This window comes from Kitasatospora sp. NPDC048540, from assembly GCF_040651175.1.
Classification (GTDB): Bacteria; Actinomycetota; Actinomycetes; order Streptomycetales; family Streptomycetaceae; genus Kitasatospora.
Genome location: NZ_JBEZIR010000063.1, coordinates 13,410 through 40,295, shown reverse-complemented (window position 1 = coordinate 40,295; position 26,886 = coordinate 13,410). Strand labels below are relative to the sequence as shown.

The 26,886-nt window shown below is 72.0% G+C and carries 20 protein-coding genes; 15 read left to right on the top strand and 5 right to left on the bottom strand.

Features of this window, described 5'->3' with window-relative positions; genetic code table 11:
• Positions 1 to 70: 70 nt before the first annotated feature.
• Positions 71 to 742, bottom strand: a complete 672-nt coding sequence (locus AB0D08_RS23585) for a TrkA family potassium uptake protein (RefSeq protein ID WP_033818077.1) — start codon at positions 740 to 742, stop codon at positions 71 to 73.
• Positions 742 to 1,410: a TrkA family potassium uptake protein gene (locus tag AB0D08_RS23580; protein WP_033818078.1), complete on the bottom strand. Its 669-nt coding sequence runs from the start codon at positions 1,408 to 1,410 to the stop codon at positions 742 to 744. Before AB0D08_RS23580 ends, AB0D08_RS23585 begins: the two co-directional genes overlap by 1 nt.
• 256 nt (positions 1,411 to 1,666) lie before the next feature.
• Between AB0D08_RS23580 and AB0D08_RS23575 the strand changes: the two genes are divergently transcribed.
• The 8 genes from AB0D08_RS23575 to AB0D08_RS23540 all read left to right on the top strand — a co-directional run bounded on the left by AB0D08_RS23575 (position 1,667) and on the right by AB0D08_RS23540 (position 11,108).
• On the top strand, positions 1,667 to 3,730 hold the full coding sequence (locus AB0D08_RS23575) for an APC family permease (RefSeq protein WP_033818079.1): 2,064 nt from the start codon (positions 1,667 to 1,669) through the stop codon (positions 3,728 to 3,730).
• Between the two features lie 471 nt (positions 3,731 to 4,201).
• A complete protein-coding gene (locus tag AB0D08_RS23570) occupies positions 4,202 to 5,533 on the top strand; it encodes a class I SAM-dependent RNA methyltransferase (RefSeq protein WP_359891318.1) in 1,332 nt (443 codons plus the stop codon).
• A gap of 574 nt (positions 5,534 to 6,107) precedes the next feature.
• Positions 6,108 to 6,350, top strand: a complete 243-nt coding sequence (locus AB0D08_RS23565) for a toxin-antitoxin system HicB family antitoxin (RefSeq protein ID WP_033818080.1) — start codon at positions 6,108 to 6,110, stop codon at positions 6,348 to 6,350.
• Positions 6,347 to 6,766 (top strand): hypothetical protein, encoded by a 420-nt coding sequence (locus tag AB0D08_RS23560; RefSeq protein ID WP_033818081.1) that lies wholly within the window; start codon positions 6,347 to 6,349, stop codon positions 6,764 to 6,766. The genes AB0D08_RS23565 and AB0D08_RS23560 overlap by 4 nt, the downstream gene beginning before the upstream one ends.
• A 91-nt stretch (positions 6,767 to 6,857) precedes the next feature.
• Entirely contained in the window at positions 6,858 to 7,685 is an 828-nt protein-coding gene (locus AB0D08_RS23555) for a putative RNA methyltransferase (RefSeq protein ID WP_033818082.1), read from the top strand.
• A gap of 141 nt (positions 7,686 to 7,826) precedes the next feature.
• Entirely contained in the window at positions 7,827 to 9,095 is a 1,269-nt protein-coding gene (locus AB0D08_RS23550) for an ATP-binding protein (protein ID WP_359891299.1), read from the top strand.
• Positions 9,096 to 9,357: 262 nt separating this feature from the next.
• Positions 9,358 to 9,756: a nucleotide pyrophosphohydrolase gene (locus tag AB0D08_RS23545; RefSeq protein WP_359891315.1), complete on the top strand. Its 399-nt coding sequence runs from the start codon at positions 9,358 to 9,360 to the stop codon at positions 9,754 to 9,756.
• 176 nt (positions 9,757 to 9,932) lie between these two features.
• Complete coding sequence (locus tag AB0D08_RS23540) at positions 9,933 to 11,108, top strand: DUF6099 family protein (RefSeq protein ID WP_359891297.1); 1,176 nt, start codon at positions 9,933 to 9,935, stop codon at positions 11,106 to 11,108.
• A 355-nt stretch (positions 11,109 to 11,463) separates the two neighbouring features.
• On the opposite strand, the gene dapD is transcribed toward AB0D08_RS23540, so the two are convergent.
• On the bottom strand, positions 11,464 to 12,453 hold the full coding sequence (gene dapD, locus AB0D08_RS23535) for a 2,3,4,5-tetrahydropyridine-2,6-dicarboxylate N-succinyltransferase (RefSeq protein WP_033818101.1): 990 nt from the start codon (positions 12,451 to 12,453) through the stop codon (positions 11,464 to 11,466).
• Positions 12,454 to 12,645: 192 nt separating this feature from the next.
• On the opposite strand from dapD, the gene AB0D08_RS23530 reads away from it, so the two are divergent.
• The 3 genes from AB0D08_RS23530 (at position 12,646) to argF (ending at position 18,434) form a co-directional block, all read left to right on the top strand.
• A complete protein-coding gene (locus AB0D08_RS23530; RefSeq protein ID WP_359891294.1) occupies positions 12,646 to 14,253 on the top strand; it encodes a 3' terminal RNA ribose 2'-O-methyltransferase Hen1 in 1,608 nt (535 codons plus the stop codon).
• Positions 14,250 to 17,000 carry a polynucleotide kinase-phosphatase gene (locus AB0D08_RS23525; protein WP_359891291.1) on the top strand — a complete coding sequence of 917 codons (2,751 nt, stop codon included), beginning with the start codon at positions 14,250 to 14,252 and terminating at the stop codon, positions 16,998 to 17,000. The genes AB0D08_RS23530 and AB0D08_RS23525 overlap by 4 nt, the downstream gene beginning before the upstream one ends.
• Before the next feature lie 435 nt (positions 17,001 to 17,435).
• The gene (gene argF, locus AB0D08_RS23520; protein ID WP_033818085.1) at positions 17,436 to 18,434 is read left to right on the top strand and encodes an ornithine carbamoyltransferase; all 999 of its coding nucleotides are present in this window, start codon (positions 17,436 to 17,438) and stop codon (positions 18,432 to 18,434) included.
• Between the two features lie 22 nt (positions 18,435 to 18,456).
• Here argF and AB0D08_RS23515 read toward each other — a convergent pair whose 3' ends face one another.
• Positions 18,457 to 19,044 carry a superoxide dismutase family protein gene (locus tag AB0D08_RS23515; RefSeq protein WP_359891289.1) on the bottom strand — a complete coding sequence of 196 codons (588 nt, stop codon included), beginning with the start codon at positions 19,042 to 19,044 and terminating at the stop codon, positions 18,457 to 18,459.
• A 166-nt stretch (positions 19,045 to 19,210) separates the two neighbouring features.
• The gene (locus AB0D08_RS23510; protein WP_033818086.1) at positions 19,211 to 19,627 is read right to left on the bottom strand and encodes a type II toxin-antitoxin system VapC family toxin; all 417 of its coding nucleotides are present in this window, start codon (positions 19,625 to 19,627) and stop codon (positions 19,211 to 19,213) included.
• A gap of 310 nt (positions 19,628 to 19,937) precedes the next feature.
• On the opposite strand from AB0D08_RS23510, the gene acnA reads away from it, so the two are divergent.
• The 4 genes from acnA to AB0D08_RS23490 all read left to right on the top strand — a co-directional run bounded on the left by acnA (position 19,938) and on the right by AB0D08_RS23490 (position 26,882).
• Positions 19,938 to 22,586, top strand: coding sequence for an aconitate hydratase AcnA (gene acnA, locus AB0D08_RS23505; RefSeq protein WP_359891286.1), 2,649 nt, complete (start codon positions 19,938 to 19,940; stop codon positions 22,584 to 22,586).
• A 171-nt stretch (positions 22,587 to 22,757) separates the two neighbouring features.
• The gene (locus AB0D08_RS23500; protein WP_033818104.1) at positions 22,758 to 24,080 is read left to right on the top strand and encodes a glycoside hydrolase family 18 protein; all 1,323 of its coding nucleotides are present in this window, start codon (positions 22,758 to 22,760) and stop codon (positions 24,078 to 24,080) included.
• A gap of 382 nt (positions 24,081 to 24,462) precedes the next feature.
• Entirely contained in the window at positions 24,463 to 25,872 is a 1,410-nt protein-coding gene (gene ngcE / locus AB0D08_RS23495; RefSeq protein WP_033818088.1) for an N-acetylglucosamine/diacetylchitobiose ABC transporter substrate-binding protein, read from the top strand.
• 77 nt (positions 25,873 to 25,949) lie between these two features.
• The gene (locus tag AB0D08_RS23490; protein WP_033818089.1) at positions 25,950 to 26,882 is read left to right on the top strand and encodes a sugar ABC transporter permease; all 933 of its coding nucleotides are present in this window, start codon (positions 25,950 to 25,952) and stop codon (positions 26,880 to 26,882) included.
• Positions 26,883 to 26,886: the final 4 nt, after the last annotated feature.

Below are 26,886 nucleotides of genomic sequence, written 5' to 3'. Positions count from 1 at the left end.
CCGACCGACGCGAGGAGGGGCCGTACCCGACCGGGTACGGCCCCTCCGGCGTGTGCGGGGGCAGCAGGAGCTACTTCGCGCCGGTCTCGGCGGACAGCAGGTCCTCCAGCTCCTCCTCGCGCTCCTGGGCGGCCACGAAGAGCAGCTCGTCGCCGCCCTCCAGGGTGTCGTCCTTGGCGGGCACCAGCACCCGGCCCTCGCGGATGATGCTCACCAGCGCGGTGTCCACCGGCCACTCGACGTCCCCGACCCGGGTACCGACCAGCCGGGCGTCGTCCGCCAGGGTCAGCTCGACCAGGTTGGCGTTGCCCTGGCTGAAGCGCATCAGCCGGACCAGGTCGCCGACGCTGACGGCCTCCTCGACCAGGGCCGACATCAGGCGCGGGGTGGAGACGGCGACGTCCACGCCCCAGGACTCGTTGAAGAGCCACTCGTTCTTCGGGTTGTTCACCCGGGCGACCACCCGCGGCACGCCGTACTCGGTCTTGGCCAGCAGCGAGACGACCAGGTTGACCTTGTCGTCGCCGGTGGCGGCGATCACCACGTGGCAGCGCTGCAGGGCGGCCTCGTCCAGCGAGGTGATCTCGCAGGCGTCCGCGAGCAGCCACTCGGCCATCGGGACCCGCTCCACCGAGATGGAGTTCGGGTTCTTGTCGATCAGCAGGACCTCGTGGCCGTTCTCCAGCAGCTCGCCCGCGATCGAGCGGCCGACCGCACCGGCCCCGGCAATGGCGACTCGCATCAGTGACCCTCCTCCTCGGGGCCCTGCGCGAACGCGGCCTCGACCGACGCCAGCTCGGAGCGGCGCAGCATGACGTGGACCAGGTCGCCCTCCTGGACCACCATCGACGGCGTGGGCAGGGTGCCCTCGCCGAGCCGGGTGACGAACGCGACCCGGACGCCCGCGGCCTCCTCCAGCGCGCTCAGCTTGTGCCCGACCCACTCGTGCGCGAACGCGACCTCGGCCAGCTGCACGCTGCCGCTCGGGTCCTGCCACAGCGGCTCGGCGCCGCTGGGCAGCAGCCGGCGCAGCATCTGGTCGGCGGTCCAGCGGACGGTGGCGACGGTCGGGATCCCCAGGCGCTGGTAGACCTCGGCGCGGCGGGGGTCGTAGATCCGGGCGGCGACGTGCTCGACGCCGAAGTTCTCCCGGGCCACCCGGGCGGCGATGATGTTGGAGTTGTCACCGCTGGAGACGGCGGCGAACGCGCCCGCCTCCTCGATGCCGGCCTCGCGCAGGGTGTCCTGGTCGAAGCCCACGCCGGTCACCCGGCGGCCGTTGAATCCGGCACCCAGCCGCCGGAACGCGGTCGGGTCCTGGTCGACCACGGCGACCGAGTGACCCTGTTTCTCGAGTGCTCTGGCGAGGGCCGAGCCCACGCGGCCGCAACCCATGATGACGATGTGCACGGGACTACCTCACCCTGTCCGTTGGGTTAATGACCTGCGCAAACACCGCTCATCGTCCTTCCGCGCCCTGGTTTCGTGGGCGATCCGTCGGTTCCGCCTTCAAGTGCGCGAACCGGGTCTGTGCAGGGGCAACTGGAGTGCTGCCCGCAACCTCATCATCCGACACGCTAGCCGGTCGGCCGAACGCAGGCTCGACCAAGGGGGCACCGGTCGTCGGCTCCGTTGTCGGCAGCCCCTACGATTCCTTGATGTGCCTATGCCTGCTGACCTTCCGAAACGCATCCTGATCGGGCGCGCGCTGCGCAGCGACAAGCTGGGGGAGACCCTGCTGTCCAAGCGGATCGCGCTGCCCGTGTTCGCCTCGGACGCCCTGTCGTCCGTCGCCTACGCCCCCGAGGAGATCCTGCTCACCCTGTCCCTGGCCGGGGCCTCGGCGATCCACTTCTCCTGGCAGATCGGCGTCGTCGTCGCGATCGTGATGCTGGCGGTGGTCGCGTCGTACCGGCAGAACGTGCACGCGTACCCCAGCGGCGGCGGCGACTACGAGGTCGCCACCGTCAACCACGGCCCGAACTCCGGGCTGGTGGTCGCCAGCGCCCTGCTGGTGGACTACATCCTCACGGTGGCGGTCTCCACCACCTCAGGCGTCGCCAACGTGGTCTCCGCCGTGCCGTCGCTGCGCGGCCACGAGCTGGGACTGTCGGTCGTCGTGGTGATCGTGCTGATGGGCATGAACCTGCGCGGCGTCCGGGAGTCCGGCAGCGCGTTCGCGGTCCCGACGTACGCCTTCATGGTCGGCGTGATCGGCATGGTCGTCTACGGTGCGTTCCGTCACTTCGGGCTCGGCCAGGACATGAACGCCGAGAGCTCCGGCTTCCACCTGGAGGCCACCCCGGGCAACGAGTCGCTGGCCGGCTTCGCGATGGTGTTCCTGCTGCTCAAGGCGTTCTCCTCGGGCTGTGCCGCGCTCACCGGTGTGGAGGCGATCTCCAACGGCGTGCCGGCCTTCCGCAAGCCGAAGAGCAAGAACGCCGCCACCACGCTGCTGATGATGGCCTCCATCGCGGTCGTGATGTTCATGGGCATCATCTGGCTGGCCCGCCTGACCGGCGTCCAGATGGCCGAGAACCCCACCGAGCAGCTGATCGGGGCGCCCGGCGACTACCACCAGAAGACCGCGCTGGCGCAGATCTCCGAGTCGGTCTTCTCCAACTTCACGCCCGGCTTCTACTTCGTCGCCGCCGTCACCGGCCTGATCCTGGTGCTGGCCGCCAACACCGCCTTCAACGGCTTCCCGGTGCTCGGCTCGATCCTCGCCCAGGACCGCTACCTGCCGCGGCAGCTGCACACCCGCGGCGACCGGCTGGCGTTCTCCAACGGCATCATCCTGCTGGCCGGCGCGGCGATCCTGTTCATCGTCGCCTTCGACGCCGACCCGACCCGGCTGATCCAGCTGTACATCGTCGGTGTCTTCGTCTCCTTCAACATGAGCCAGTCCGGCATGATCCGGCACTGGACCAGGCTGCTGCGCACCGAGACCGACCCCAAGAAGCGCTCCCACATGCAGCGCAGCCGGGCGATCAACACCTTCGGCCTGGTGATGACCATGGCGGTGCTGATCGTGGTGCTCGCCACCAAGATCAGCCACGCCTGGATCGCCATCGCCACCATGGTGGTGCTGTTCGTGATGATGAAGGCGATCCGCCGCCACTACGAGCGGGTCTCCGCCGAGCTGGTCGCCGCCGAGGAGCCGGACGACGTGGTGCTGCCCACCCGGGTGCACGCCATCGTGCTGGTCTCCAAGCTGCACAAGCCCGCCCTGCGCGCCCTCGCGTACGCCCGCCTCGCCCGGGCGAGCACGCTGGAGGCCGTCACCGTCAACGTCGACCCGGTCGACACCGCGGCGCTGCGCGGCGAGTGGGACGAGCGCGGCATCGAGGTGCCGCTGAAGGTCCTCGACTCGCCGTACCGCGAGATCACCGGCCCGGTGCTGGAGTACGTCAAGAACCTGCGCCGCTCCAGCCCGCGCGACGTGGTCTCGGTGTACATCCCGGAGTACGTGGTCGGGCACTGGTACGAGCACCTGCTGCACAACCAGAGCGCGCTGCGGCTCAAGGGCCGGCTGCTGTTCAAGCCCGGGGTGATGGTGACTTCCGTACCCTGGCAGTTGGAGTCCTCCGAGCGGCGCAAGCCGCAGAAGGCCTGGTCCGCTCCGGGTGCCGTCCGCCGTGGCGAGCCCCGGCACCGGCCCGCGGCCAGCTCCGACGACCAGCAGAGCGTGGGTTCCGGCCCGCGCGACGACTCCGCACCGCTCGCGTAAGGACGCATGCCAGTGACCCGCAACACCCCGCCCCGCTCCTCCGGCCGGCCGAGCCGGCCCGGCGCCAAGACCGGCGCCAAGACCGGCGGCAAGCCGGGGCAGGTGGCCCACCCGCGGTGGAGCAACCGGCCCGCCAGGCCGTCCGCCACCGACCGCGACGGCTTCACGGCCCAGACCGCGCCGCTGGCGCCCGGCGAGTCCGAGCGGTCCGAGGACCGGCCGACGGCCGTGCCGAAGAGCGCGATGAAGGGCGGCCCGAAGTCCGCCTCGAAGGCGAAGGGCGAGGCCGGCAAGGCCACCCCCGCCAAGGGGTCCGCCGCCGCCAAGGGCGCCGCCAAGGGCGCTGGCGCCGGGAAGCCGGCCCGGGGTGCGGCGGGCGACGGCCAGGACCGCCCGGCGGCGCCCAAGGCCCGCCAGCCGCGCAAGCAGGCCGTGCGGCCGCCGAAGGCGCTGCGCACCGCCGAGACCGTGGTGAAGGCCCCGCCCGGCGAGCCGCTGGTCGGCGAGCGCTACGAGGTCGAGGTCGGCCCGGTGGCGCACGGCGGCGGGCACTGCGTGGCCCGGCACGAGGGCCGGGTGCTGTTCGTCCGGCACACCCTGCCCGGGGAGCGGGTGATCGTCGAGATTACCGAGGGCACCACCAAGTCGCGCTTCCTGCGCGGCGACGCGGTGGAGGTGCTGGAGGCCGCGAAGGAGCGGATCGAGGCGCCGTGCCCGTTCGCCGGCCCCGGCAAGTGCGGCGGCTGCGACTGGCAGCACGTCACCCCGGGCGGCCAGCGCAAGCTCAAGGGCCAGGTGCTCACCGAGCAGCTCGCCAAGCTGGCCGGGCTGACGGCGGCGGAGGCGGGCTGGGACGGCAGCGTCGAGCCGGTCGGCGGCAAGCTGCCGCCCGGCGCGGTGCCGGCCTGGCGCACCCGGGTGCAGTACGTGGTCGACCCGGCCAGCGGGTCGGTCGGGCTGCGCAAGCACCGCTCGCACGACATCCAGCCGGTGGACCGCTGCCTGATCGCCGCCGAGGGCGTCAGCGAGCTGGGCGTCGAGGCGCGCAGCTGGCCCGGCGTCGAGTCGGTGGACGTGATCGCGGCGACGGGGTCCTCGGACCGCCAGGTGGTGCTGGTCCCCGAGGTGGGCGCCCAGCTGCCGATCGTCGAGCTGGACCGGCCGGTGTCGATCTCCCGGATCGACGACCACGACAACTTCCACCGGGTGCACGGCCGCACCTTCGTGCGCGAGGTGGCCGCGGGCCGGACCTGGCGGGTCTCCAACGGCGGCTTCTGGCAGATCCACCCGGAGGCGCCGGACACCCTGGTGTCGGCGGTGCTGGAGGGTCTCGACCCGCAGTGGGGCGAGAGCGCGCTCGACCTGTACTGCGGTGTCGGCCTGTTCGCCGGCGCGCTCGCCGAGCGGGTCGGTGACGACGGCGCGGTGCTCGGCATCGAGTCCGGCAAGCAGGCCGTCCTCGACGCCCGGCACAACCTGGCCGCCCTGGAGAACGTCCGGATCGAGTGCGACAAGGTGGAGACCCTGCTGCCGCGCACCGGGATCACCTCCACCGACCTGATCGTCCTGGACCCGCCGCGCGCGGGCGCGGGCCGGGAGACCATCGCGCACCTGTCCGGCCTGGAGGCCCGCCGGATCGCGTACGTGGCCTGCGACCCGGCCGCGCTCGCCCGCGACCTGGCCTACTTCCGCGAGGGCGGCTACCGGCCGGTCTCGCTGCGGGCCTTCGACCTGTTCCCGATGACCCACCACTTCGAGTGCGTGGCGATCCTGGAGCCGGCGCAGGGCGCCCGTACCGCCTGAGCCCGGGGTGTGAAGCAGTGCCCTTCGGGGCGTCCGACCGGCCCGGTCGAGTCCACGGACTCGACCGGGCCGGTCGTTTCGTGCCGTTGCGGGGCGCGGGGCGCGGGGCGCCGGGTACGCGGGTGCCGGGGGACACCGGGGGCGACTTCTGGACATTCCTGCCGACCGCGCTCCAGTGGCGTGCCCCGCACCTGGTCCGTGCGGACGCGGCATCCTGAGCCGGGACACCGGCGCCCCGCCGCGGGCGGCGGCCGGAGCCCCCGGCGCGGACGGGCCGGAGCGGCCCCCGGCCCGGGTCCGGCCGCGGGCGGGCGACGGCGTACGGCCGAGGCAGTCCGGCGGCCGGACGTGCGGTTTCCGGTGGCTCCCGCCATCCGGTCCCCCGTACCGGGTGGCGTCCGCGGACCCGAGCGGGGCGCAGCCCTGATCACCCTTCAACTCGCCTGCGGGGAAAGCGTAGGAACGGTACGCCCGGTGGCTGGTTTCCGGCCGGGCGTGAGCGGACATCTCAGGGGAGCGGGCGGCGACCCCCGTGCGCCCTTGCCGTGCTAGCACCCCAGCGCTAGCTTGAACTATGGCCAAGAAGCAGCTGAACGTCAGGGTGGATGCGACCACCGCCGAGATGGCCCGTGAGCGGGCCGAGCAGCAGGGGATCAGCATGAACCAGTACATCGAGAAGCTCGTCCAGCAGGACATGGGCGAGGCGGGGCGACTGTTCGTCGACACCGCCGCACAGTTCATGAAGGAGTACGAGACGGCCTTCCTGGCCGAATTCGGCGAGCACGGTCCCGGCGAGTCCCAGGGCGGGCGCCGTTGAACCTCGAGGTCGACCTCTCGTGGCTGCTCATGACCGCTGAGCAGTACACCCCCGGTGATCCGCAGGTCATCGACTACGGATCACTGCTGGCCGCGGTCGCCCGCCACCAGGCCGAGATCTTCGACATCGCGGTCTACCCCGAGCCGCAGGACCGCGCCGCCGCCCTGATGCACCAGCTCATCCGGGTCCCCGCGCTGGAGCGCAGCAACGAGCTGTTCGCCACCGCCGTCGCGTACTCCTACCTGGTGGCCAGCGGCTGCAGCGTCGCCACCACCGCACGCGAGGTGCGCAGCCTGGCCCGGGCCATCCGGGAGGGCAAACTCGGTGTCACCGGGGTGGCCGAACGGCTCTCCGCCTGGGTGGTCGACGAGGCCGAGGGCGAGGAGGTCGGCGGCGAGGAGGAGGACGACGACTGACCGGACGGCCACGGCAGGACGGCCACGGCAGGACCGCGGGCGGGACTGAGTAGGCTGGGGCCCCGCCCCGGACCATGAGGAACGAACCACCTTGCTGCAGGACATCGAGCCCCACCTGGCCTGCCCGCACTGCGCGCAGCACCTCGTCCTGCACGGCCGCACCCTGCGCTGCGAAGCCGGGCACAGCTTCGACCAGGCCAGGCAGGGATACGTCAGCCTGCTGCCGGGCGACGCGCACACCGGGACCGGCGACACCGCCGAGATGGTCGCCGCCCGCGCCGACTTCCTGGCGGCGGGCCACTACCGACCGGTCGCCGACGCGCTCGCCGAGGCCGCCCGCGGCGCCGGCCCCGGCCTGGTCGCCGACCTGGGCGCCGGCACCGGCCACTACCTGGCGCACGTCCTCGACCGCCTCGGCGGCGAACGGCCGGGCGCCGCCCTCGACATCTCCAAGTACGCGCTGCGCCGCGCCGCCAAGGCGCACCCGCGGATCGGCGCGGTGGTCTGCGACGCCTGGCGCCCGCTGCCGCTGCTGGACGGCTGCGCCGAGCTGGTGCTCAACGTGTTCGCCCCGCGCAACGGTCCCGAGCTGCGCCGGGTGCTGCGTCCGGGCGGACGCCTGCTGGTGGTCTCGCCGACCTCCCGGCACCTGCGCGAACTGGTCGGCGGCCTCGGCCTGCTCTCGGTCGACGAGGACAAGGAGCGCCGGATCGACGAGAAGCTCGGACCCTGGTTCGACCGCTCGGACCGGGTGGAGGTCGACTTCCGCCTGCGGCTGTCGCACCAGGACGCGGCGGCGGTGGTCGGGATGGGCCCCAGCGCCTGGCACACCGACCCGGCCAGGCTGGCGGCCGCGCTCGCCGCGCTGCCGGAGCCGGTCGAGGTGACCGGCTCGGTGCTGGTGTCGACCTACCGCTGACCCGCGACCCACTGCCGACCCGCCACCCACCGCTGCCCACGACGACTTACCGCCCACCCCGCCACCCACCGCTGACTCATTGGGGTGAATGGCCGCCGGAGGCACGTTTCTGCTGATCAGGCGCGGGCTAGGGTCCTCTGGGTGACCAGCGAAGCCGTCCAGTGTGCGCCCCGTTCCACTCTCCGTCCGACGGTCGAGGAACTCCGGCTCACCTCCTTCAAGTCCTACCGCAGGGCCATACTCCCGCTCTCGCCGCTGACCGTCCTGCACGGACCCTCGGGCGTCGGGAAGTCCAACGCGCTGGACGCCCTCGCGGTGCTCTCCCGGCTCGCCCTCGGCGAGGAGATCAGGCCCTCGCTGGACGGCACCGGCGCGCTCAGCGGCCCGCTCGCCGCCCCCGTCCGGGGCGGGCTGCTCGGCTGCGTCCCGCACGGCCGGAACGCGATCATCCTCGGCTGTACCGTCCGCTCGTACGCCGGACCGATCCGGCTGGAGGTGGTGGTCCGCACCGACGGCCAGGTCCGGATCGCCCGGGAGTGGCTGACGCTCGGCGGCGAGACCCTGGTCGAGACCGGCGAGCAGGACGTGCCGCACGGCCGGGTCAACGTCACCTGGCACAACGACACCCGCCAGGGTGACATCCGGGCCCCCTTCCCGAGCGGCAGCCTGATCACCGCGCAGATCCCGCTGCGGGTCGCCGGTTCCTCGCCCGGCGAGCAGAAGGTGGTGACCGCCGCCGAGCACCTGCTGACCGCCCTGCGGGAGGTCTTCCCGCTGCACCCCGTCCCCGCCGCGATGCGCGGCTGGACCCGGCCCGACCCCCAGGCCCGGCTGATCGGCACCGCCGCCAACATCTCCGCCGTACTGGCCCGGCTCAAGGCCGAGTGCACGCGTCGCTACGGGCGGCTGCTCAAGGCCGTCCAGGCGGCGGCGCCGCACCCCCTGCTCGGCCTCGACATCGCCTTCCGCGGGAGCGAGGCGCAGGAGCGGCTGCTCGCGGTCTTCGACGAGGGCGTGCTCGGCCGGACCGGCGCCGACCAGGCCTCGGACGGCATGCTGCGGCTGCTCGCGTTCGCGGCCGTGCTGCTCACCGGGGCGGGCGTGATCGACGTCGACCCGGCGGCCGAGATCCCGCCGGCACACCGTCAGCTGACCCTGCTCGCCGAGGACCTGGGCGCCGGCCTCGGCACCGAACAGACGGCCTCGCTGCTGCGGCTGGCCAGCGAGGTGTGCGCCAAGGAGGACATCCGCGTGCTGGGTGCGCTGCAGGAGCCGGCCGCCGCCCGCGAGGTGGCCGGGGTGGAGCTGGTCGAGTGCCGCCGGGACCCGGCGACCGGGCACAGCGTGCTGCAGCGGCCGGAGGCCCTGCGGGTGCCGCCGCAGGGGAGCGCGGACGCGCGGCAGCCCTGACGCTGCGGGTCTGGCGCACCTGGCGGGTCTGGTGCACCTGGCGGGCGTGGTGCGTGCGGCTGGCGGGGCGGGCGTGGTGCGCGTGGCTGGTGGGGATGCTTGGCTCGTGGGGATGCTTGGCTCGTGGGGACGCGGGCTGCGTGGGATGGGGTAGACCTGATGGGTGACCGAACGACAGACCCCGGGCCCGGCCGGGTCCCCCCGTGACTCAGCCGCCGACCCCGCTGACCCTGTTCCCGCAGGTGGCGGCGGGGCGCCCTCGCTGGTGGAACTGCAGGAGCGGCTGGCCGCGTTCGCGGCGGCGCGGGCCTGGCAGCCGTTCCACACCCCGAAGAACCTGGCTGCCGCGCTGAGCGTGGAGGCCGGGGAGTTGCTGGAGATCTTCCAGTGGCTGACACCCGAGCAGGCGGCCACGGTGATGACGGATCCCGCCGAAGCCCACCGGGTACGGGACGAAGTGGCCGACGTCCTGGCCTACCTGCTCCAGTTCTGTACATCGGTGGGCGTCGATCCGCTGGCCGCGTTGGCGGCGAAGATCGACCGGAACGAGCTGCGCTTCCCGGTTCCTGGGGCCCGGGCCGACCGGGCCGACCGGGCCGACGGGACCGATCGGACGGGCGGGGCGGATGGGGCCGACGGGCGGGGTGCCACGGACGGCTGACCCTCCATGAGGCTGCTCCGGTACACCCGTGTGGGGGACCTGAGTTATCCACAGGCCCGAGTTGTCCACAGGAATCCGGTGGGGGGCTGACGGAGTCCGGCCCGGCCAGCAGTCTTGCGTCGTGATCCGCCGCCCCCGACGGCGGCGGTCCGACGTGAGCGAAGGGAGCGGCGGGTATGGACGCGCTGCGACTCATCAAGACCGCCCGGCACGCCCTGGCCGAGGCGAGGACGGTCCCGGACGCCCTGTTGGAGGCCTGGCAGGCCGGTCTGCTGACCGAGGCCGTCGGCGCACGGATCGCCGGGCGGGAGGCCGGCGAGCTGGCCGCGCTCGGGCAGCTGCTGTGCGACGCCGGCAGCCATACGGCGGGCTGCCTGGAGCAGCCGCCCGACGCCGAGGCGGAGTGGTCCGCGCAGGTCGAGGGCGAGTGGTGCGGGCCGGACGAGTGGTCCGCGGAGTGGTCGGGGAACGGCCGGGTCGAGCGGATGAGCGAGCTCGGCGAGCTGGAGCCCGTCCTGCTCGCACTCGGCAGCCTGCTGAACGAGGTCGCCGAGACGCTGGTGGTGCTCGCCTGCGGTGCGGAGGCCGAGAGTGTCTACTGGCGCTGCATCGACGGCGTGGACGCCGGGGCCGAGTGCAAGGACCTGGTCGCCGAGCTGCTCCGGACGGTCCGCCGGGAGTCCGGGGCGCCGCCGGGGGAGCAGGAGGGGTCGGAGGGGCCGGAGGACGTCGATGAGCCGCAGGCCGGGCACCTTGCGGACGGCCTCGTGGACGGCCTTGCCGACGGACTGATGGACGCTTCGGCGGCCGACTCGGCGGACCACCCGACGGACGGCTGGGTGGACGGCTGGGTGGACGACGGGCGCCTGCCGGACGAGCTGGACCTGACTGACGTCCTGGACGGGGCACATGCGGCGGCCCTGCCGCCACTGCCTCCTACGTCCCGGGTGACGGGTACGCCCGGCACCGGGGCCAGGGAGCCGGTGGTGGCGGCGGCCGGGCAGCCGGCCGGGCAACCGCTGCCGATACTGGTCGTCCCGCTCGGGCCGCCCGGCGCCGGTGACTACCGACCGGGGGCGGTGGCCTCGGACGAACCCGCGGCGGCCGGGACACCGGAGACCGAACCCTCGGGAGCGGTGGCCTCGTCGGCAGCCCTGGCTCCGGCCGACTGCAGGTCGGCGTTGAGCCCGGCCAGGTCGGTGCTGATGGAGGCGAGCAACTCCTGCATCTGCTCCAACAGGCTCGTGGGCGCCGTCGGAACGGCGGGGGCGGCAGGCCCCTGCGGCGCGGCGGGCGTCTCGGACCAGGGCTCGGACATGAGGGGGCCCCTCCAGCTCGGTAGTGCGGTGTGATGCGACGGATGTCGGTGCCGCCGGTCCAACGAGCCCCGGCGGCGGCCGGTCACCGCAGACCACCCGATGAGGTCCAACCCCCGTCCGGCGTCAGCCCCAGGGGTGAGCCGGGTTTGCGGTCCGCCGCCCCGCTCGGCTAGCGCGCCGGCCGTCCGGTGCACCACGTCGCGCCCACTACGCCGCACCCACCACGCCGTACCCACCACGCCGTGCCCACCACGTCGTATCCACCGAGGGCTGTGACAGCGCCTGTGGCCGTGGCTGTGGCCGTGACGACGGCAGCGGGCCTGCTCTCCCGCTGTCGTCCGACAGCAGGAGAGCAGGCCCGGGGTGGCACAGGAGACAGGAGAGGAGATCAGTTGTGCGCGTGAAGCTCCGCGTTGAGACCGCCCCAGGAGCCGGAGCGGGCGATGACCTCGACCGCGCCGCTCTGCGAGTTCCGGCGGAACAGCAGGTTGTCCTGGCCGGACAGCTCCACCGCCTTGGCGATCTTGCCGTCAGGGGTGGTCACCCGGGTGCCGGCGGTGACGTACAGACCGGCCTCGACCACGCAGTCGCTGCCGAGCGAGATACCGATGCCGGCGTTGGCACCGAGCAGGCAGCGCTCGCCGACCGAGACGACCTGCTTGCCGCCGCCGGAGAGGGTGCCCATGATCGAGGCGCCGCCGCCGATGTCGCTGTGGTCACCGACCACCACGCCCGCGCTGATCCGGCCCTCGACCATCGAGGTGCCGAGGGTGCCCGCGTTGAAGTTCACGAAGCCCTCGTGCATCACGGTGGTGCCCTCGGCCAGGTGGGCACCGAGCCGGACCCGGTCCGCGTGCGCGATCCGCACGCCAGCCGGCGCGACGTAGTCCGTCATCCGCGGGAACTTGTCGATGCCGTACACGGCGAGCTGGCCGCCCTGCGAGCGGACGGCGAGCCGGGCCTGCTCGACCCGGTCCACCGGCACCGGACCGATGCTGGTCCAGGCGACGTTGGCCAGCAGACCGAAGATGCCGTCCAGGTTCTGGCCGTGCGGCTTGACCAGACGGTGGCTGAGCAGGTGGAGCCGGAGGTAGGCGTCGTGCGCGTCGAGCGGCTTGTCGTCCAGCGAGGAGATCACGGTGCGCACCGCGACGATCTCGACGCCGCGGCGGGCGTCGCCGCGCAGCGCCTCGGAGGCACCCGGGCCGATCGCGGCCTCGGCCTCCTCGGCGGTCAGCCGTACGGTGCCGGCCTGGCCGGGCTCGTCGGCCAGCTCCGGCGCGGGGTACCAGGTGTCGAGGATGGTGCCGTCCGCGGTGACGGTGGCCAGACCGGCGGCGACGGCACCGCGTGCGAGGGAGGAGGTTTCAGCAGTCACACGGTGCACGTTAACCAATCCCGGTCACGGTTGCCGAAAGCGCCCATCGTGCGGACGCCGTGCCGGGCCCCGCCCGAGCATCGCCGGAGCACCCTGCCGGGCCGCGGGCAGCACTCCCGGCGGCGCCCGAGCACCGGCGCACCGGCCAAAACCCGGTGACCGGCGAGGCGCCGCTCCGCGATACTCGGACAGGTGTTCATCTCGATCTCCACCACAGGCACGGCCGAACGGCCCGCCACTGACCTGGGATTTCTGCTCCACAAGCACCCCGACAAGGTGCAGCGGTTCTCGACGTCCCACGGCGTGGCCCATGTCCTCTACCCCGAGGCGACCGAGGCGGCGTGCACGGCAGTGCTGCTCCTCGAGGTCGACCCCGTCGCGTTGGTCCGCCAGGGCCGGGGCAAGGGTCGCGGCGGTTCGCCCGACTTCGCCCTGGCCCAGTACGTCAACGACCGGCCCTACGCGGCGTCCTCGCTGCTCGCGGTGGCGCTGCGGACGGTCTTCCGGTCCGCGATGAAGGGCGTCTGCGAGCTGCGTCCCGGTCTCGCCGGGCATCCGCTGCCGCTGCGGATCTCGCTTCCCGCGGTGCCCGCCAACGGTGCCGGTGACGGTGGTGGCGCGGACCTGGTGACCAGGCTGTTCGAACCGCTCGGCTGGCAGGTCGATGCGGCTCAGCTCCCGCTGGACGAGACCTTCCCCGAGTGGGGCGCCTCCCGCTACGTCCGACTCACCCTGACCGGCACGGTCCGGCTGTCCGACGCGCTCCAGCAGCTGTACGTGCTGCTGCCGGTGCTCGACGGGGCCAAGCACTACTGGGTGGCGCCCGACGAGGTCGACAAGCTGCTCGCCGCGGGCGAGGGCTGGCTGGGTACCCACCCCGAGCTGGCCCTGATCACCCGTCGGTACCTGGCCCGCCGCTGGTCGCTCACCCGGCTGGCGCTGGAACGCCTGGCGCTGGCCCGGCTGGCCGAGGCCGACGACCGAGAGGCGGAGGAGGTGGACAACGCGGTCGATGACCTTCCCGAGGACCAGGAGACCGCCGGCACCATCCAGACGCCGCTCACCGAGACGTCGTCCGCCAAGACGCCGCTCACCGAGGCGTCGTCCGCCGAGGCCACGTCCGTCGAGATGCCGCCCGCCGGGGCCAAGGCCGTCCCGCTCGCGGTCCAGCGCCGCGAGGCGATCGTCGCCGCGCTGCACGAGACCGGGGCCGCCCGGGTGCTCGACCTGGGCTGCGGGCAGGGCGAGCTGGTCGGCGCGCTGCTCAAGGACGTCAGGTTCACCGAGGTGCTCGGGGTGGACGTGTCCTCCCGTGCCCTGGCCGCCGCCGCGCGTAAGCTGCGCCTGGACCGGATGACCGAGCGTCAGTCGGCCCGGGTCAAGCTGGTCCAGGGCGCCCTGACCTACACCGACGCGCGCCTCAAGGGCTACGACGCGGCCGTGCTCTCCGAGGTCATCGAGCACCTCGACCTGCCCCGGCTGCCGGCCCTGGAGTACGCGGTGTTCGGCGCCGCCCGCCCGGCTTCCGTCATCGTCACCACACCCAACGTCGAGTACAACGTCCGCTGGGAGACCCTCCCGGCCGGCCACGTCCGGCACGCGGACCACCGCTTCGAGTGGACCCGCGCGGAGTTCGCCTCCTGGGCCGACGAGGTGGCCCGCAAGTACGGCTACACCGTCGGCCTCCGTCCGGTCGGCCCCTGGGACGACGAGGTCGGCGCGCCGACCCAGCTCGCGCTGTTCCGCATCGGCGGGGCAGCGGACACCACCACTTCGCAGGAAGGGAGCGCGACCCGATGACCACCGACGCAGCACAGCCCGCCGAGGCCGCGCAGCCCGGCAACGCCGAAGCCGTGCCCGAGACCGAGATCGTGACGGCACCGCCCGCAACCACGCCCGACACCGTGCCCGACACCGTGCCCGCCGACGCCGACGCCGACGCCGACGCCGACGCCGACGCCGACGCCGACGCCGACGCCGGCACCCCGGCGCACGAGCCGCGCCGCCTGCCCGTCACCGACGTCTCCCTCGTGGTGCTGATCGGGACCACCGGCGCCGGCAAGTCCAGCTTCGCCCGCAGGCACTTCCGGCCCACCGAGGTCGTCTCCTCGGACTTCTGCCGCGGCCTGGTCGCCGACGACGAGAACGACCAGTCAGCCTCCGCCGACGCCTTCGACGTCCTGCACTACATCGTCGGCAAGCGGCTCGCCGCCGGCCGGCTCACCGTCGTGGACGCCACCAACGTGCAGCAGGAGGCCCGCAAGCAGCTAGTCGCGCTCGCCCGCGAGCACGACGTCCTGCCGATCGCCATCGTGCTCGACATCCCCCCGGCCGTCTGCGCCGAGCGCAACCGGCACCGCCCCGACCGGCAGCTCCCGCCGCACGTCATCCCGCGCCAGCAGCGCGAGCTGCGCCGTTCGCTGCGCGGCCTGGAACGCGAGGGCTTCCGCAAGGTCCACATCCTGCGCGGCGAGGCCGAGGTGGCGGCGGCGGAGATCGTGACCGAGAAGCGGTACAACGACCTCCGGCACCTCACCGGCCCGTTCGACATCGTCGGCGACATCCACGGCTGCCGCTCCGAGCTGGAGACCCTGCTCGGGCGCCTCGGCTACACCCTCACCCGGGACGACCAGGGCCGGCCGGTCGACGCCGTGCACCCCGAGGGCCGTACCGCGGTCTTCGTCGGTGACCTGGTCGACCGCGGTCCGGACACCCCCGGCGTCCTGCGCCTGGTGATGGGCATGGTCCGGGCCGGCCACGCGATCTGCGTGCCCGGGAACCACGAGAACAAGCTCGGCCGGCACATGGCCGGCCGCAAGGTCACCGTCTCGCACGGCCTCCAGGAGTCGCTGGACCAGCTGGCCGCCGAGCCGGAGGAGTTCCGCGCCGAGGTCCGCGCCTTCATGCGCGACCTGGTCAGCCACTACCTCCTGGACGGCGGCGGCCTGGTGGTCTGCCACGCCGGCCTGCCCGAGAAGTACCACGGCCGTAACTCCGGCCGGGTGCGCTCGCACGCCCTCTACGGCGACACCACCGGCGAGACCGACGAGTACGGCCTGCCGGTGCGCTACCCGTGGGCCGAGGAGTACCGCGGCAAGGCGCTGGTGGTCTACGGCCACACGCCGGTGCCCGTCGCGAGCTTCGTCAACAACACCATCTGCCTGGACACCGGCTGCGTCTTCGGCGGCAGCCTCACCGCCCTGCGCTACCCCGAGCGCGAGCTGGTCGGCGTGCCCGCCGAGCAGGAGTGGTACGCCCCGGTCCGTCCGATGCACACGGACGCCCCCGGTTCCCGGGAGGGCCGCCCGCTGGACCTCGGCGACGTGGCCGGCCGCCGGATCGTGGAGACCGCCCACCACGGGCGGGTGTCGATCCGGGAGGAGAACGCGGCGGCGGCGCTGGAGGTGATGAGCCGGTTCGCGCTCGACCCCAGGCTGCTCAGCTACCTGCCGCCGACCATGGCGCCCTGCGCGACCTCGCGCCGCGAGGGTTACCTGGAGCACCCCGAGGAGGCGTTCCTCGCCTACGCGCACGACGGGGTGCGGCAGGTGGTGTGCGAGGAGAAGCACATGGGTTCGCGTGCCGTGGTGCTGGTGGCCCGGGACGACGCCGCGCTGGAGAAGCGGTTCGACCTGGCCGGCCCCGGTGCGATCTGGACCAGGACGGGCCGGGCGTTCCTCGGCGACGAGGAGCTGACCGCGGCCGTCCTCGACCGGGTCCGCGCCGCCGCCGAGCGGGCCGGGCTGTTCGACGAGCTGGAGACCGGCTGGCTGCTGCTCGACGCCGAACTGATGCCCTGGTCGCTCAAGGCCGCCGAGCTGCTGCGTCGCCAGTACGCGGCGGTCGGTGCGGCGGCCGGCGCCGCACTGCCGCAGGTGCTCGCGGCGCTTGAGCTGGCCGCCGGCCGCGGCCTGGAGGTCGCCGAACTGACGGCCCAGCAGCGGCAGCGCGCGGCGGACGCGGAGGCGTTCACCGCCGCCTACCGCCGCTACTGCTGGCCGACCGAGGGGCTCTCCGGCATCCGCCTGGCGCCGTTCCAGGTGCTGGCCGCCGAGGGTGCCAACCTCGCCGTGCGCCCGCACGACGAGCACCTCGGCTGGATCGACCGGCTCGTCGACGCGGACGACCCGGCCGCGCCGATCCTCCGGCGCACCGGCCGCCTGGTGGTGGACACCGCGGACGAGGCCTCGGTCGCGGCCGGTGTGGCCTGGTGGGAGGAGCTCACCGCGGCGGGCGGCGAGGGCATGGTGGTCAAGCCGCTGGCCTCGCTGGTCCGCGGTGGTGCGGACGGCCGACTGGTCCAGCCGGGAGTCAAGGTCCGCGGCCGTGAGTACCTGCGGATCATCTACGGCCCGGACTACACCCAGTACCTGGACCAGCTGCGCCAGCGCTTCCTCGGCCACAAGCGCTCGCTCGCGCTGCGCGAGTACGCCCTCGGCCTGGAGGCACTGGACCGGCTGGCGGCCGGGGAACCGCTGTGGCGGGTGCACGAGCCGGTGTTCGCGGTGCTGGCCCTCGAGTCGGAGCCGGTGGACCCGAGGCTGTAGCCGGGGCCGGGTCGCTCTCCCGTAACGGGCGCCGACCCGACCCCGCTCCCTCCGCAGCCCCGCTACCACCCGGCACCGCCACCCGGCACCGCCACCGCCACCCGGCACCGCCACCGCCACCCGGCACCGCCACCGCCACCCGGCACCGCCACCGCCACCCGGCACCGCCGTCGAGCCCCGCCAACCGTCACCGCTCGGCGGCCGCGGCGCCGTCCGGCACCGCCGTCGAGCCCCGCCAACCGTCACCGCTCGGCGGCCGCGGCGCCGTCCGGCCCCACGGCGAACAGCCGGGGCGCCCCGGGAGTTTCCGGGATGTCCCGCGCGCCGTGGGGCCGCCGCCATCCCCGGGATGCATATAAATTCTGCCAGTCGTATACACTTCCCGTCTCGGTCCGCCGAGTCGCCCCGATCCGCCAGACGACCCAGGAGCCCGGCATGGCCTTCAACCTCCGGAACCGGCACTTGCTCAAGGAGCTGGACCTCACGCCCCAGGAGTTCCGGCACCTGGTGGATCTGGCGGCCCAGCTCAAGGCCGCCAAGTACGCGGGCACCGAGCAGCCCCGGCTGCGCGGGAAGAACATCGCGTTGATCTTCGAGAAGACCTCCACCCGGACCCGGTGCGCCTTCGAGGTCGCCGCCCACGACCAGGGCGCGTCCACCACCTACCTCGACCCGGCCGGCTCGCAGCTCGGCCACAAGGAGTCGATCAAGGACTCGGCCCGGGTGCTCGGCCGGATGTTCGACGGCATCGAGTACCGCGGCTACGGCCAGGAGATCGTCGAGGAGCTGGCCGCGCACGCGGGCGTGCCGGTGTGGAACGGCCTCACCGACGAGTGGCACCCCACCCAGATGCTCGCCGACGTCCTCACCATCAGGGAGCACTCCACCAAGCCGCTCGCCGATGTGACGCTGGTCTACCTCGGCGACGCCCGCTTCAACACCGGCAACTCCCTGCTGGTCACCGGCGCCCTGCTCGGCATGGACATCCGGATCGTCGCCCCGCAGCAGCTCTGGCCGTCCGAGGAGGTCCGCAAGGCCGCCGAGGAGCTGGCCGGGCGGACCGGTGCCCGGATCACCCTCACCGAGGACGTCGCGGCCGGGGTGGCGGGCGCGGACTTCCTCTACACCGACGTCTGGGTGTCGATGGGGGAGCCGAAGGAGGTCTGGGCCGACCGGGTCGCGATGCTGAAGCCGTACCAGGTCTCGATGGACACCGTCCGGGCGACCGGCAACCCGGCGGTGCGGTTCCTGCACTGCCTGCCCGCGTACCACGACCTCGGTACCGAGGTCGGCCGGCAGCTGTACGAGGCGACCGGGATGACCGAGCTGGAGGTCACCGACGAGCTCTTCGAGTCGCACCACTCGGTCGTCTTCGACCAGGCCGAGAACCGCCTCCACACCATCAAGGCCGTCCTGGTCGCGACCCTGGGCTGACCGCGGCCGGCGGCCCCGGCGCTCAGAAGTCGACGTTCACGCAGGCCACCCGCTCCGCCGCGGGGTGCGTCCCGGCCGGGTCTCCCGCGTGCAGCACCAGGGAGTGGGCCGCGTCCGCCCGGAAGGCCCAGGGCACGGCCGTCACGGCGCGGCCGGACCCGGCGGCGTCGGTGCGGACGGTGGCGCGGGCCTCGTTGCGGTCGTTGGCGTAGGCGGGGTCGGTGGACGGCTGCACCGGGTCGGTCCGGTCCTGGTAGTGCGGCCCCGAGGCGGCGGGGTCGGCGCCGCACCGCCCGGTGTGGACGTGGGCCGGGAAGAGGTGTCCGGGGGCGACCCCGGCCAGCTCGACCGTGACCACCGTCCGCCCCGCGCCGCGCTCGACGGTGACCCGCGCGTGTGCGCCGTACGGCACGAGGTCCCGGGCGTAGCTGATCGCCACCGGCGGGACGAACGCCGAGGCCGGGTCGAAGTCCGCGTCCACCACCGTGGGCAGCGCCGCGACCGGCCGCGGGAAGGCCGGCAGTCCGGCGGCGGCCGGTGGCAGCGGTGCCGCGGGCAGCAGGGCGAGCGGTGCCAGGGCGGTGGCCAGGGTGGCGAGCGGGACGGTCATCGGGCTGGACCTTTCGGACGGCGGGCCGGGCACCGCCCACCGTGGCGCCTGGACTCCTCGCGCCGCACGCCGCCGTGCCGACACCCGTCCAAGCTCACCCGTACGAGAGCCGGCCCACCCGCATGAGACCGTAGGCGCGCCGCCGCGCCCGGCCCGCCCCGCCCGGTCAGCCCTTCGGCCCGCCCGCCGGTGCGATGCCCCGGATCTCGCAGCGCGGACCGCTCGCCCGCATCAGCCGCAGGTCGGCGGTGACGAGGGGCGCCCCGAGCTGTTCGGCGACGGCCACGTAGGCGGCGTCGTCCGGCGTCAGGTTGTCCTTGAGCTCCCAGATCCGGCCGAGCAGCGCGGTGACCTCGACCCTGCGGATGGCGATCCGGGGGAGTTCCGCGGCCAGCTCGGCGACCCGGCCGGCGTCGACCTGCCGGGCGAGGTAGAGCCCGCGCAGGGACTGCATCACCTCGATCAGGACGTGTTCGGGCGCCGCCCAGTCGGCATCGGCGGCCAGCGCGGCCCGGGCGGCATCGCCCCGTTCGCCCTCGTCCGCCAGGGCCAGGACCAGTGCTGATGCGTCGACAACTATCACCGGGCCGGCCCCCTGCCTGAAGGATCTTCGAACGCCGTCCACGGTAGCGCGGCCACCGCGCCGTCCGCCGCCTCGGCTGCGGTTGCGGCGGGCGGTCGGCAGGTGAAGTTTGGAGAGGATGCCCGGGCATGCCTGCCTTCGTCCCGTCGACGGGCATGCACTATGGTTTATCTCGACGTCGAGATAACTCCACGCTATGATTTATCTTGACATCAAGATACTTGCCGAGAGGCGCACGCCTTCCATCGTGGCGAGGCGGAGCCTAAGTAAGGCTTACCTTACCACTGGGTGGACCTAGAAGGAGTCAGTCGTGTCCGCGAACAGCTTCGACGCCCGCAGCTCGCTGCAGGTGGGCGACGAGTCGTACGAGATCTTCAAGCTCTCCGCCGTCGAGGGTTCCGAGCGGCTGCCCTACAGCCTCAAGGTCCTGCTGGAGAACCTGCTCCGCACCGAGGACGGCGCGAACATCACCGCCGACCACATCCGCGCCCTCGGCGGCTGGGACCCGACGGCCGAGCCGTCCGAGGAGATCCAGTTCACCCCGGCCCGCGTGATCATGCAGGACTTCACCGGTGTCCCGTGCGTCGTCGACCTCGCCACCATGCGCGAGGCCGTCAAGGACCTCGGCGGCGACCCGGCGAAGATCAACCCGCTGGCCCCGGCCGAGCTGGTCATCGACCACTCCGTCATCGCCGACAAGTTCGGCACCCCGGACGCCTTCGTCCAGAACGTCGAGATCGAGTACGGCCGCAACAAGGAGCGCTACCAGTTCCTGCGCTGGGGCCAGACCGCGTTCGACGAGTTCAAGGTCGTCCCGCCCGGCACCGGCATCGTCCACCAGGTCAACATCGAGCACCTGGCCCGCACCGTCATGGTCCGCGGCGGCCAGGCGTACCCCGACACCTGCGTCGGCACCGACTCGCACACCACCATGGTCAACGGCCTGGGCGTGTTGGGCTGGGGCGTCGGCGGCATCGAGGCCGAGGCCGCGATGCTCGGCCAGCCGGTCTCCATGCTGATCCCGCGCGTGGTCGGCTTCAAGCTGAACGGCCAGCTCCCGGCCGGCACCACCGCCACCGACCTGGTGCTCACCATCACCGAGATGCTGCGCAAGCACGGTGTGGTCGGCAAGTTCGTCGAGTTCTACGGCGAGGGCGTCACCTCGATCCCGCTGGCGAACCGCGCCACCATCGGCAACATGTCGCCGGAGTTCGGCTCGACCTGTGCGATCTTCCCGATCGACGCCGAGACCATCAGCTACCTGAAGCTCACCGGCCGCGACGAGCAGCAGCTCGCCCTGGTCGAGGCGTACGCCAAGGAGCAGGGCCTGTGGCACGACCCGTCGGTCGAGCCGGTCTTCTCCGAGTACCTCGAGCTGGACGTCTCCACCGTCGTCCCGTCGATCTCCGGCCCGAAGCGCCCGCAGGACCGCGTGATCCTCTCCGAGGCCGCGCAGAAGTTCGCCGAGGCGCTGCCGACGTACTCCTCCGAGGCGTCGAAGCCGACCACCGTCACCGCCCCTGACGGCACCTCGTACGCGATCGACAACGGCGCGGTCGTGATCGCCTCGATCACCTCCTGCACCAACACCTCCAACCCCTCCGTCATGCTGGGCGCCGCCCTGCTGGCGAAGAAGGCCGTGGAGAAGGGCCTCACGGTCAAGCCGTGGGTCAAGACCACCCTGGCCCCCGGGTCCAAGGTCGTCATGGACTACTACGAGAAGGCCGGCCTGCTCCCGTACATGGAGAAGCTGGGCTTCAACCTGGTCGGCTACGGCTGCGTCACCTGCATCGGCAACTCGGGCCCGCTGCCCGAGGAGGTCTCGGCCGCCGTCAACGAGTCCGACCTCGCGGTCGTCTCGGTGCTCTCCGGCAACCGCAACTTCGAGGGCCGGATCAACCCGGACGTCAAGATGAACTACCTGGCGTCCCCGCCGCTGGTGGTCGCCTACGCGCTGGCCGGCAACATGAACATCGACATCACCCGGGACGCGCTGGGCCAGGACGCCGACGGCAACGACGTCTTCCTCGCCGACATCTGGCCCACCGAGAAGGAGGTCGCCGACACCGTCGCCGGCTCCATCGACGAGGCCATGTTCGACAAGGGCTACCAGGACGTCTTCGCCGGTGACCACCGCTGGCAGTCGCTCCCGATCCCGACCGGCAACACCTTCGAGTGGGACGCCGAGTCCACCTACGTCCGCAAGCCCCCGTACTTCGAGGGCATGGCGCCCACCCCGAGCCCGGTCAGCGACATCGCCGGCGCCCGTGTGCTCGCCAAGCTGGGCGACTCGGTCACCACCGACCACATCTCCCCGGCCGGCAACATCAAGCCGGGCACCCCGGCGGCGCAGTACCTCACCGAGCACGGTGTGGAGAAGCGTGACTTCAACTCCTACGGCTCGCGCCGTGGCAACCACGAGGTCATGATCCGCGGCACCTTCGCCAACATCCGCCTGCGCAACCAGATCGCGCCGGGCACCGAGGGCGGCTACACCCGCGACTTCACCCAGGCCGACGCGCCGGTGTCGTTCATCTACGACGCCTCGCAGAACTACCAGGCCGCCGGCGTCCCGCTGGTCGTCCTGGCCGGCAAGGAGTACGGCTCCGGCTCGTCCCGCGACTGGGCGGCCAAGGGCACCGCGCTGCTCGGCGTCAAGGCCGTCATCGCCGAGTCCTACGAGCGCATCCACCGCTCCAACCTGATCGGCATGGGCGTGCTGCCGCTGCAGTTCCCGGCCGGCCAGAACGCCGAGACCCTGGGCCTGACCGGCGAGGAGACCTTCTCCTTCACCGGTGTCACCGAGCTGAACGAGGGCCGCACCCCCAAGACCGTCAAGGTCACGGCGGGCGACGTCACCTTCGACGCGGTCGTGCGCATCGACACCCCCGGCGAGGCGGACTACTACCGCAACGGCGGCATCCTGCAGTACGTGCTGCGCAGCCTGATCAACGGCTGACCCGTACCCCGTACGGCGACCGGGCCGCACCCCTTCCACGGGGTGCGGCCCGGTCCGCGTTCCGGCACACCCCTTGTGCGGGGTGCCGCTCGTGGACTAAACCTCTTTGTCAGCTTGGTCCAGACCATTTGACGCTGATTCAGAGAAAGCCACGGGTCTTCTCACATGCGCATGTTCAGTCGTACCGCAGCCGCCCTCGCCGCCGCCACGGTGGCCGCCGCCGTCGCCTCCCCCGCCGCCGCCCAGGCCCAGGACCGCGTCCCGCACCTGCAGGGGCAGCGGGTGGGCTACTTCACCCAGTGGGGCATCTACAGCGGCTTCTCCGCCAGGAAGGTGCAGGACTCCGGCCAGGCCGGCCGGCTCACCGTCCTCAACTACGCCTTCGGCAACGTGTCCGCCGACGGTACCTGCTTCGAGGCCAACGCCGCCGGCGTCGGCGACGCCTGGGCCGACTACCAGCGCCCGGTCGGCGCCGAGGAGTCGGTGGACGGCCGGGCCGACACCGCCGAGCAGCCGCTGAAGGGCAACTTCAACCAGCTGCGCAAGCTCAAGGCCGCCAACCCGCAGCTCAAGGCGGTGGTCTCGCTCGGCGGCTGGTCCTGGTCGAAGTACTTCTCCGACGCGGCCCTCACCGACGCCTCCCGCAAGAAGTTCGTCGCCTCCTGCCTCGACCTCTACCTCAAGGGGAACCTGCCGCAGCTCGGTTCCGCCGAGGGCGGCGCCGGCGCGGGCGCCGGGGTCTTCGACGGCATCGACATCGACTGGGAGTACCCGGGCGGCGGCGGTGACCCGGGCAACGTGGTGCGCCCCGAGGACGGTCACAACTACACCCTGCTGATGCAGGAGTTCCGCCGTCAGCTGGACGCGCTCGGCGCGAAGTCCCGGACGCACTACCTGCTCACCGCCGCGGTGCCCGCCAACGAGGCGCGGGCCGACCAGCTGGAGGTCCGCCAGGTCGCCAGGTCGGTCGACTGGCTGAACCTGATGACCTACGACCTGCACGGCACCTGGGAGGCGCAGGGGCCGACCGACCACAACGCCAACCTCTACTCCGACCGCGCCGACCCGGCCACCGACAACCGGGGCTACAGCGCGGACCGGGTGGTCCGGCACTACCTGGAGAAGGGGCTGCCGGCCCGCCAGGCCGTCCTCGGGGTGCCCTTCTACGGCTACGGCTGGACGGGCGTGCCGGCCGGTCCGAAGGCCGGGCTGTACCAGAGCGCCACCGGTCCGGCGCGTGGCGGGAACCTGCCGTACAACCAGATCAAGGACCTGCCGGGCACGGTGCACTACGACCGGCTGCACGGCGCGACCTGGAAGTACGACGGCACCGAGTTCTGGTCGTACGACACCCCCGAACTGCTGGCCCGCAAGGCCCAGTACGCCCGCTGGAACGGGCTTGGGGGCGTGATGATGTGGGCATTGGACAACGATGACGCCCAGGGCGCGCTGGTCAGGGCCCTGGACCGGGGGCTCGGCGGCAGCGGGCGCTGAGCCGGCGCGCCGGCACGCCGGCGGCCGGGACGCGCGGCTTCGCACATCACAGTTCTGGTTCGGTGATGCGCGAAGCTGCGCGTTTCTATGTTCAAACGCGCATGATCGCGCTACATTCTCGGTCATCGACGGGGCGCGAGCGCAATATGCAGGCTCCCTGCACATTGCACATGCTGCACCGCCGACAACGCTTTGACCGTTACCCGGCACATCGGGCGGTCGGACTATTGCCGCCAGATGAACAGTGGACTATACCTTTGCGCATCGAAGAAAACCGCCTCTGACCGGCACCTTTGCCGCTAGGCGCGCCTGACCGAACAGGAATTGACCCTCCGTCAGACCTGTCTGCTTCTTCTCTGGACACCGAGGGGTTTGGGCACTCATGGGCTCTGCAACCGAGTACAACCGTCGTGACATCTTCAAGCGGGCCGCCGGCATCGCCGTGCTCGCGGCCGGCGGCGGCTCGCTGCTCGCCGCCTGCGCCGGTGGCACCGGCGGCAGCAGTGACAAGGGCTCCAAGGGGGCGGGCGGCTTCAACCTGAGCGACGCCAAGAACCCGTTCGGGGTGAAGGAGGCCGACGGCCTCGAGGTCTTCATCTTCGACGGCGGCTACGGCAACGAGTACGCGAAGGCCTTCGAGGCCATCTACTCGAAGAGCTACCCCGGCGCCAAGATCAACCACCAGACCGACAAGGACGTCACCGGCAAGCTGCAGCCGCGCTTCAACGCCGGCTCCCCGCCGGACGTCATCGACGACTCGGGCGCCAAGCAGATCAAGCTGGACGTGCTCGCCGACTCCAACCAGCTGACCGAGCTCACCCCGCTGCTGGACGCGCCGTACATCGACGACCCGTCGAAGAAGGTCCGCGACGTGCTGATGCCGGGCACCATCGACTCCGGCACCATCAAGGGCAAGGTCTACAACCTGTCCTACGTCTACACCGTGTTCGGCTTCTGGTACTCCAACAAGCTGTTCAAGGACCACGGCTGGACCCCGCCGAAGACCTGGGCCGAGTTCATCGAGCTCTGCGGCAAGATCAAGGCCGCCGGTATCGCCCCGGTCGCCCACCAGGGCAAGTACCCGTACTACATCAACGTCGTCATGATGGACATGATCGCCAAGCAGGGCGGCCTGGACCTCATGAAGCGGATCGACGGCCTGGACGCCGCCGCCTGGGACGACCCGGCCGTCAAGACCGCGGTCGAGGCGTTCTACCAGATCGTCTCCAAGGACTTCCTGCTCCCCGGCACCAACGGCATGACCCACACCGAGTCGCAGACCGCGTGGAACCAGTACAAGGCCGCGTTCATCCCGTCCGGCTCCTGGCTGGAGAACGAGCAGCTCGCCTCCACCCCGGCCGACTTCGACATGGCGTTCCTGCCGATGCCGTCGCTGCCGGGTGACAAGCTGCCGTTCGAGGCGATCCGGGCCGGCGCCGGCGAGCCGTTCATCGTCCCGGCCAAGGCCAAGAACGTCGCGGGCGGCCTGGAGTTCCTGCGGATGATGCTGACCAAGGAGGCCTCGGGCAAGTTCGCCCAGACCGCCAACAGCCTCACCTGTCTCAAGGACGGTGTAGGCCCGGAGGTCAAGCTGAAGCCCGGCACCGCGTCCACCGTGGTGGCCCTCAAGGCGGCCGGCGCCAACACCTTCAACTTCCAGTACCCGAACACCGCCAGCAAGTTCGACGAGGACCTGCAGAACGCCTCGGGTGAGCTGATGGCCGCGCGCATCGATCCCGCCGAGTGGATCAAGCGGGCCAAGGAGTCGGCCACCAAGAACAAGACCGCCTGACCAGCGGAGTTTTCAGAGCGCACCGGGGGCCCCGAACCGCCCCCGGTGCCTCTTGCCCGAGGACAGGAGAAGTGGCGATGCGTCACGGCAAGTACCCCTTCATCGTGGGGTTCCTCTTTCTTCCGATCGTGCTGTACGTGGGACTGGTGCTCTGGCCCTACGCGCAGACCTTCGGATACTCCCTGACCGACTGGTCGGGACAGAGCCAGGAGATGAACTTCGTCGGCCTGGACAACTACGCGAAACTCCTCGATGACGAGGTCTTCCTCGGCGCGATCTGGCACAACCTGCTGCTGCTGATCCTGCTGCCGCTGGTCACCATCCTGATCGCGCTGTTCTTCGCCTTCATGCTCAACGTCGGCGGCAAGGGCGGCACCGGCGGCATCCAGGGCGTGCGCGGGGCCTCCTTCTACAAGGTGGTCTTCTTCTTCCCGCAGGTGCTGTCGATCGCGATCCTCGCGGTGCTGTGGGGCGCGGTCTACCGCACCGACGGCGCGGGCCTGGCCAACGGCGTCCTGATCAAGCTCGGCCTGGCCGACGCGGCCCACCCGGTGCAGTGGCTGTCCGACCCGGACATGGTCATGTGGTGCGTCCTGGCGGTGCTGGTCTGGTCCGGCGTCGGCTTCTACCTGGTGCTGTTCTCGGCCGCCATGCAGGGCATCCCGAAGGACATCTACGAGGCGGCCCTGCTCGACGGCGCCAAGCGCGGCCAGACCTTCCTCAAGATCACCCTGCCGCTGCTGTGGGAGACCGTCCAGACCGCCTGGGTGTACCTCGCGATCGTCGCCATGGACGCCTTCGCCCTGGTCTCCAGCATCACGCCCGGTGCCTACTTCGGCGGCGGCCCTGACCACCACAGCGAGTTGATCTCCACCTACCTGATGCGCAGCTTCCTGCGCAACGGTGAGGCCGGCTACGCCTGCGCCATGGGCGTGGTGATCTTCTTCTTCACGCTGATCCTGTCCGTCGTCTCGCTCTGGGCCACCAAGCGTGACCGGATCGAGTACTGAGCGG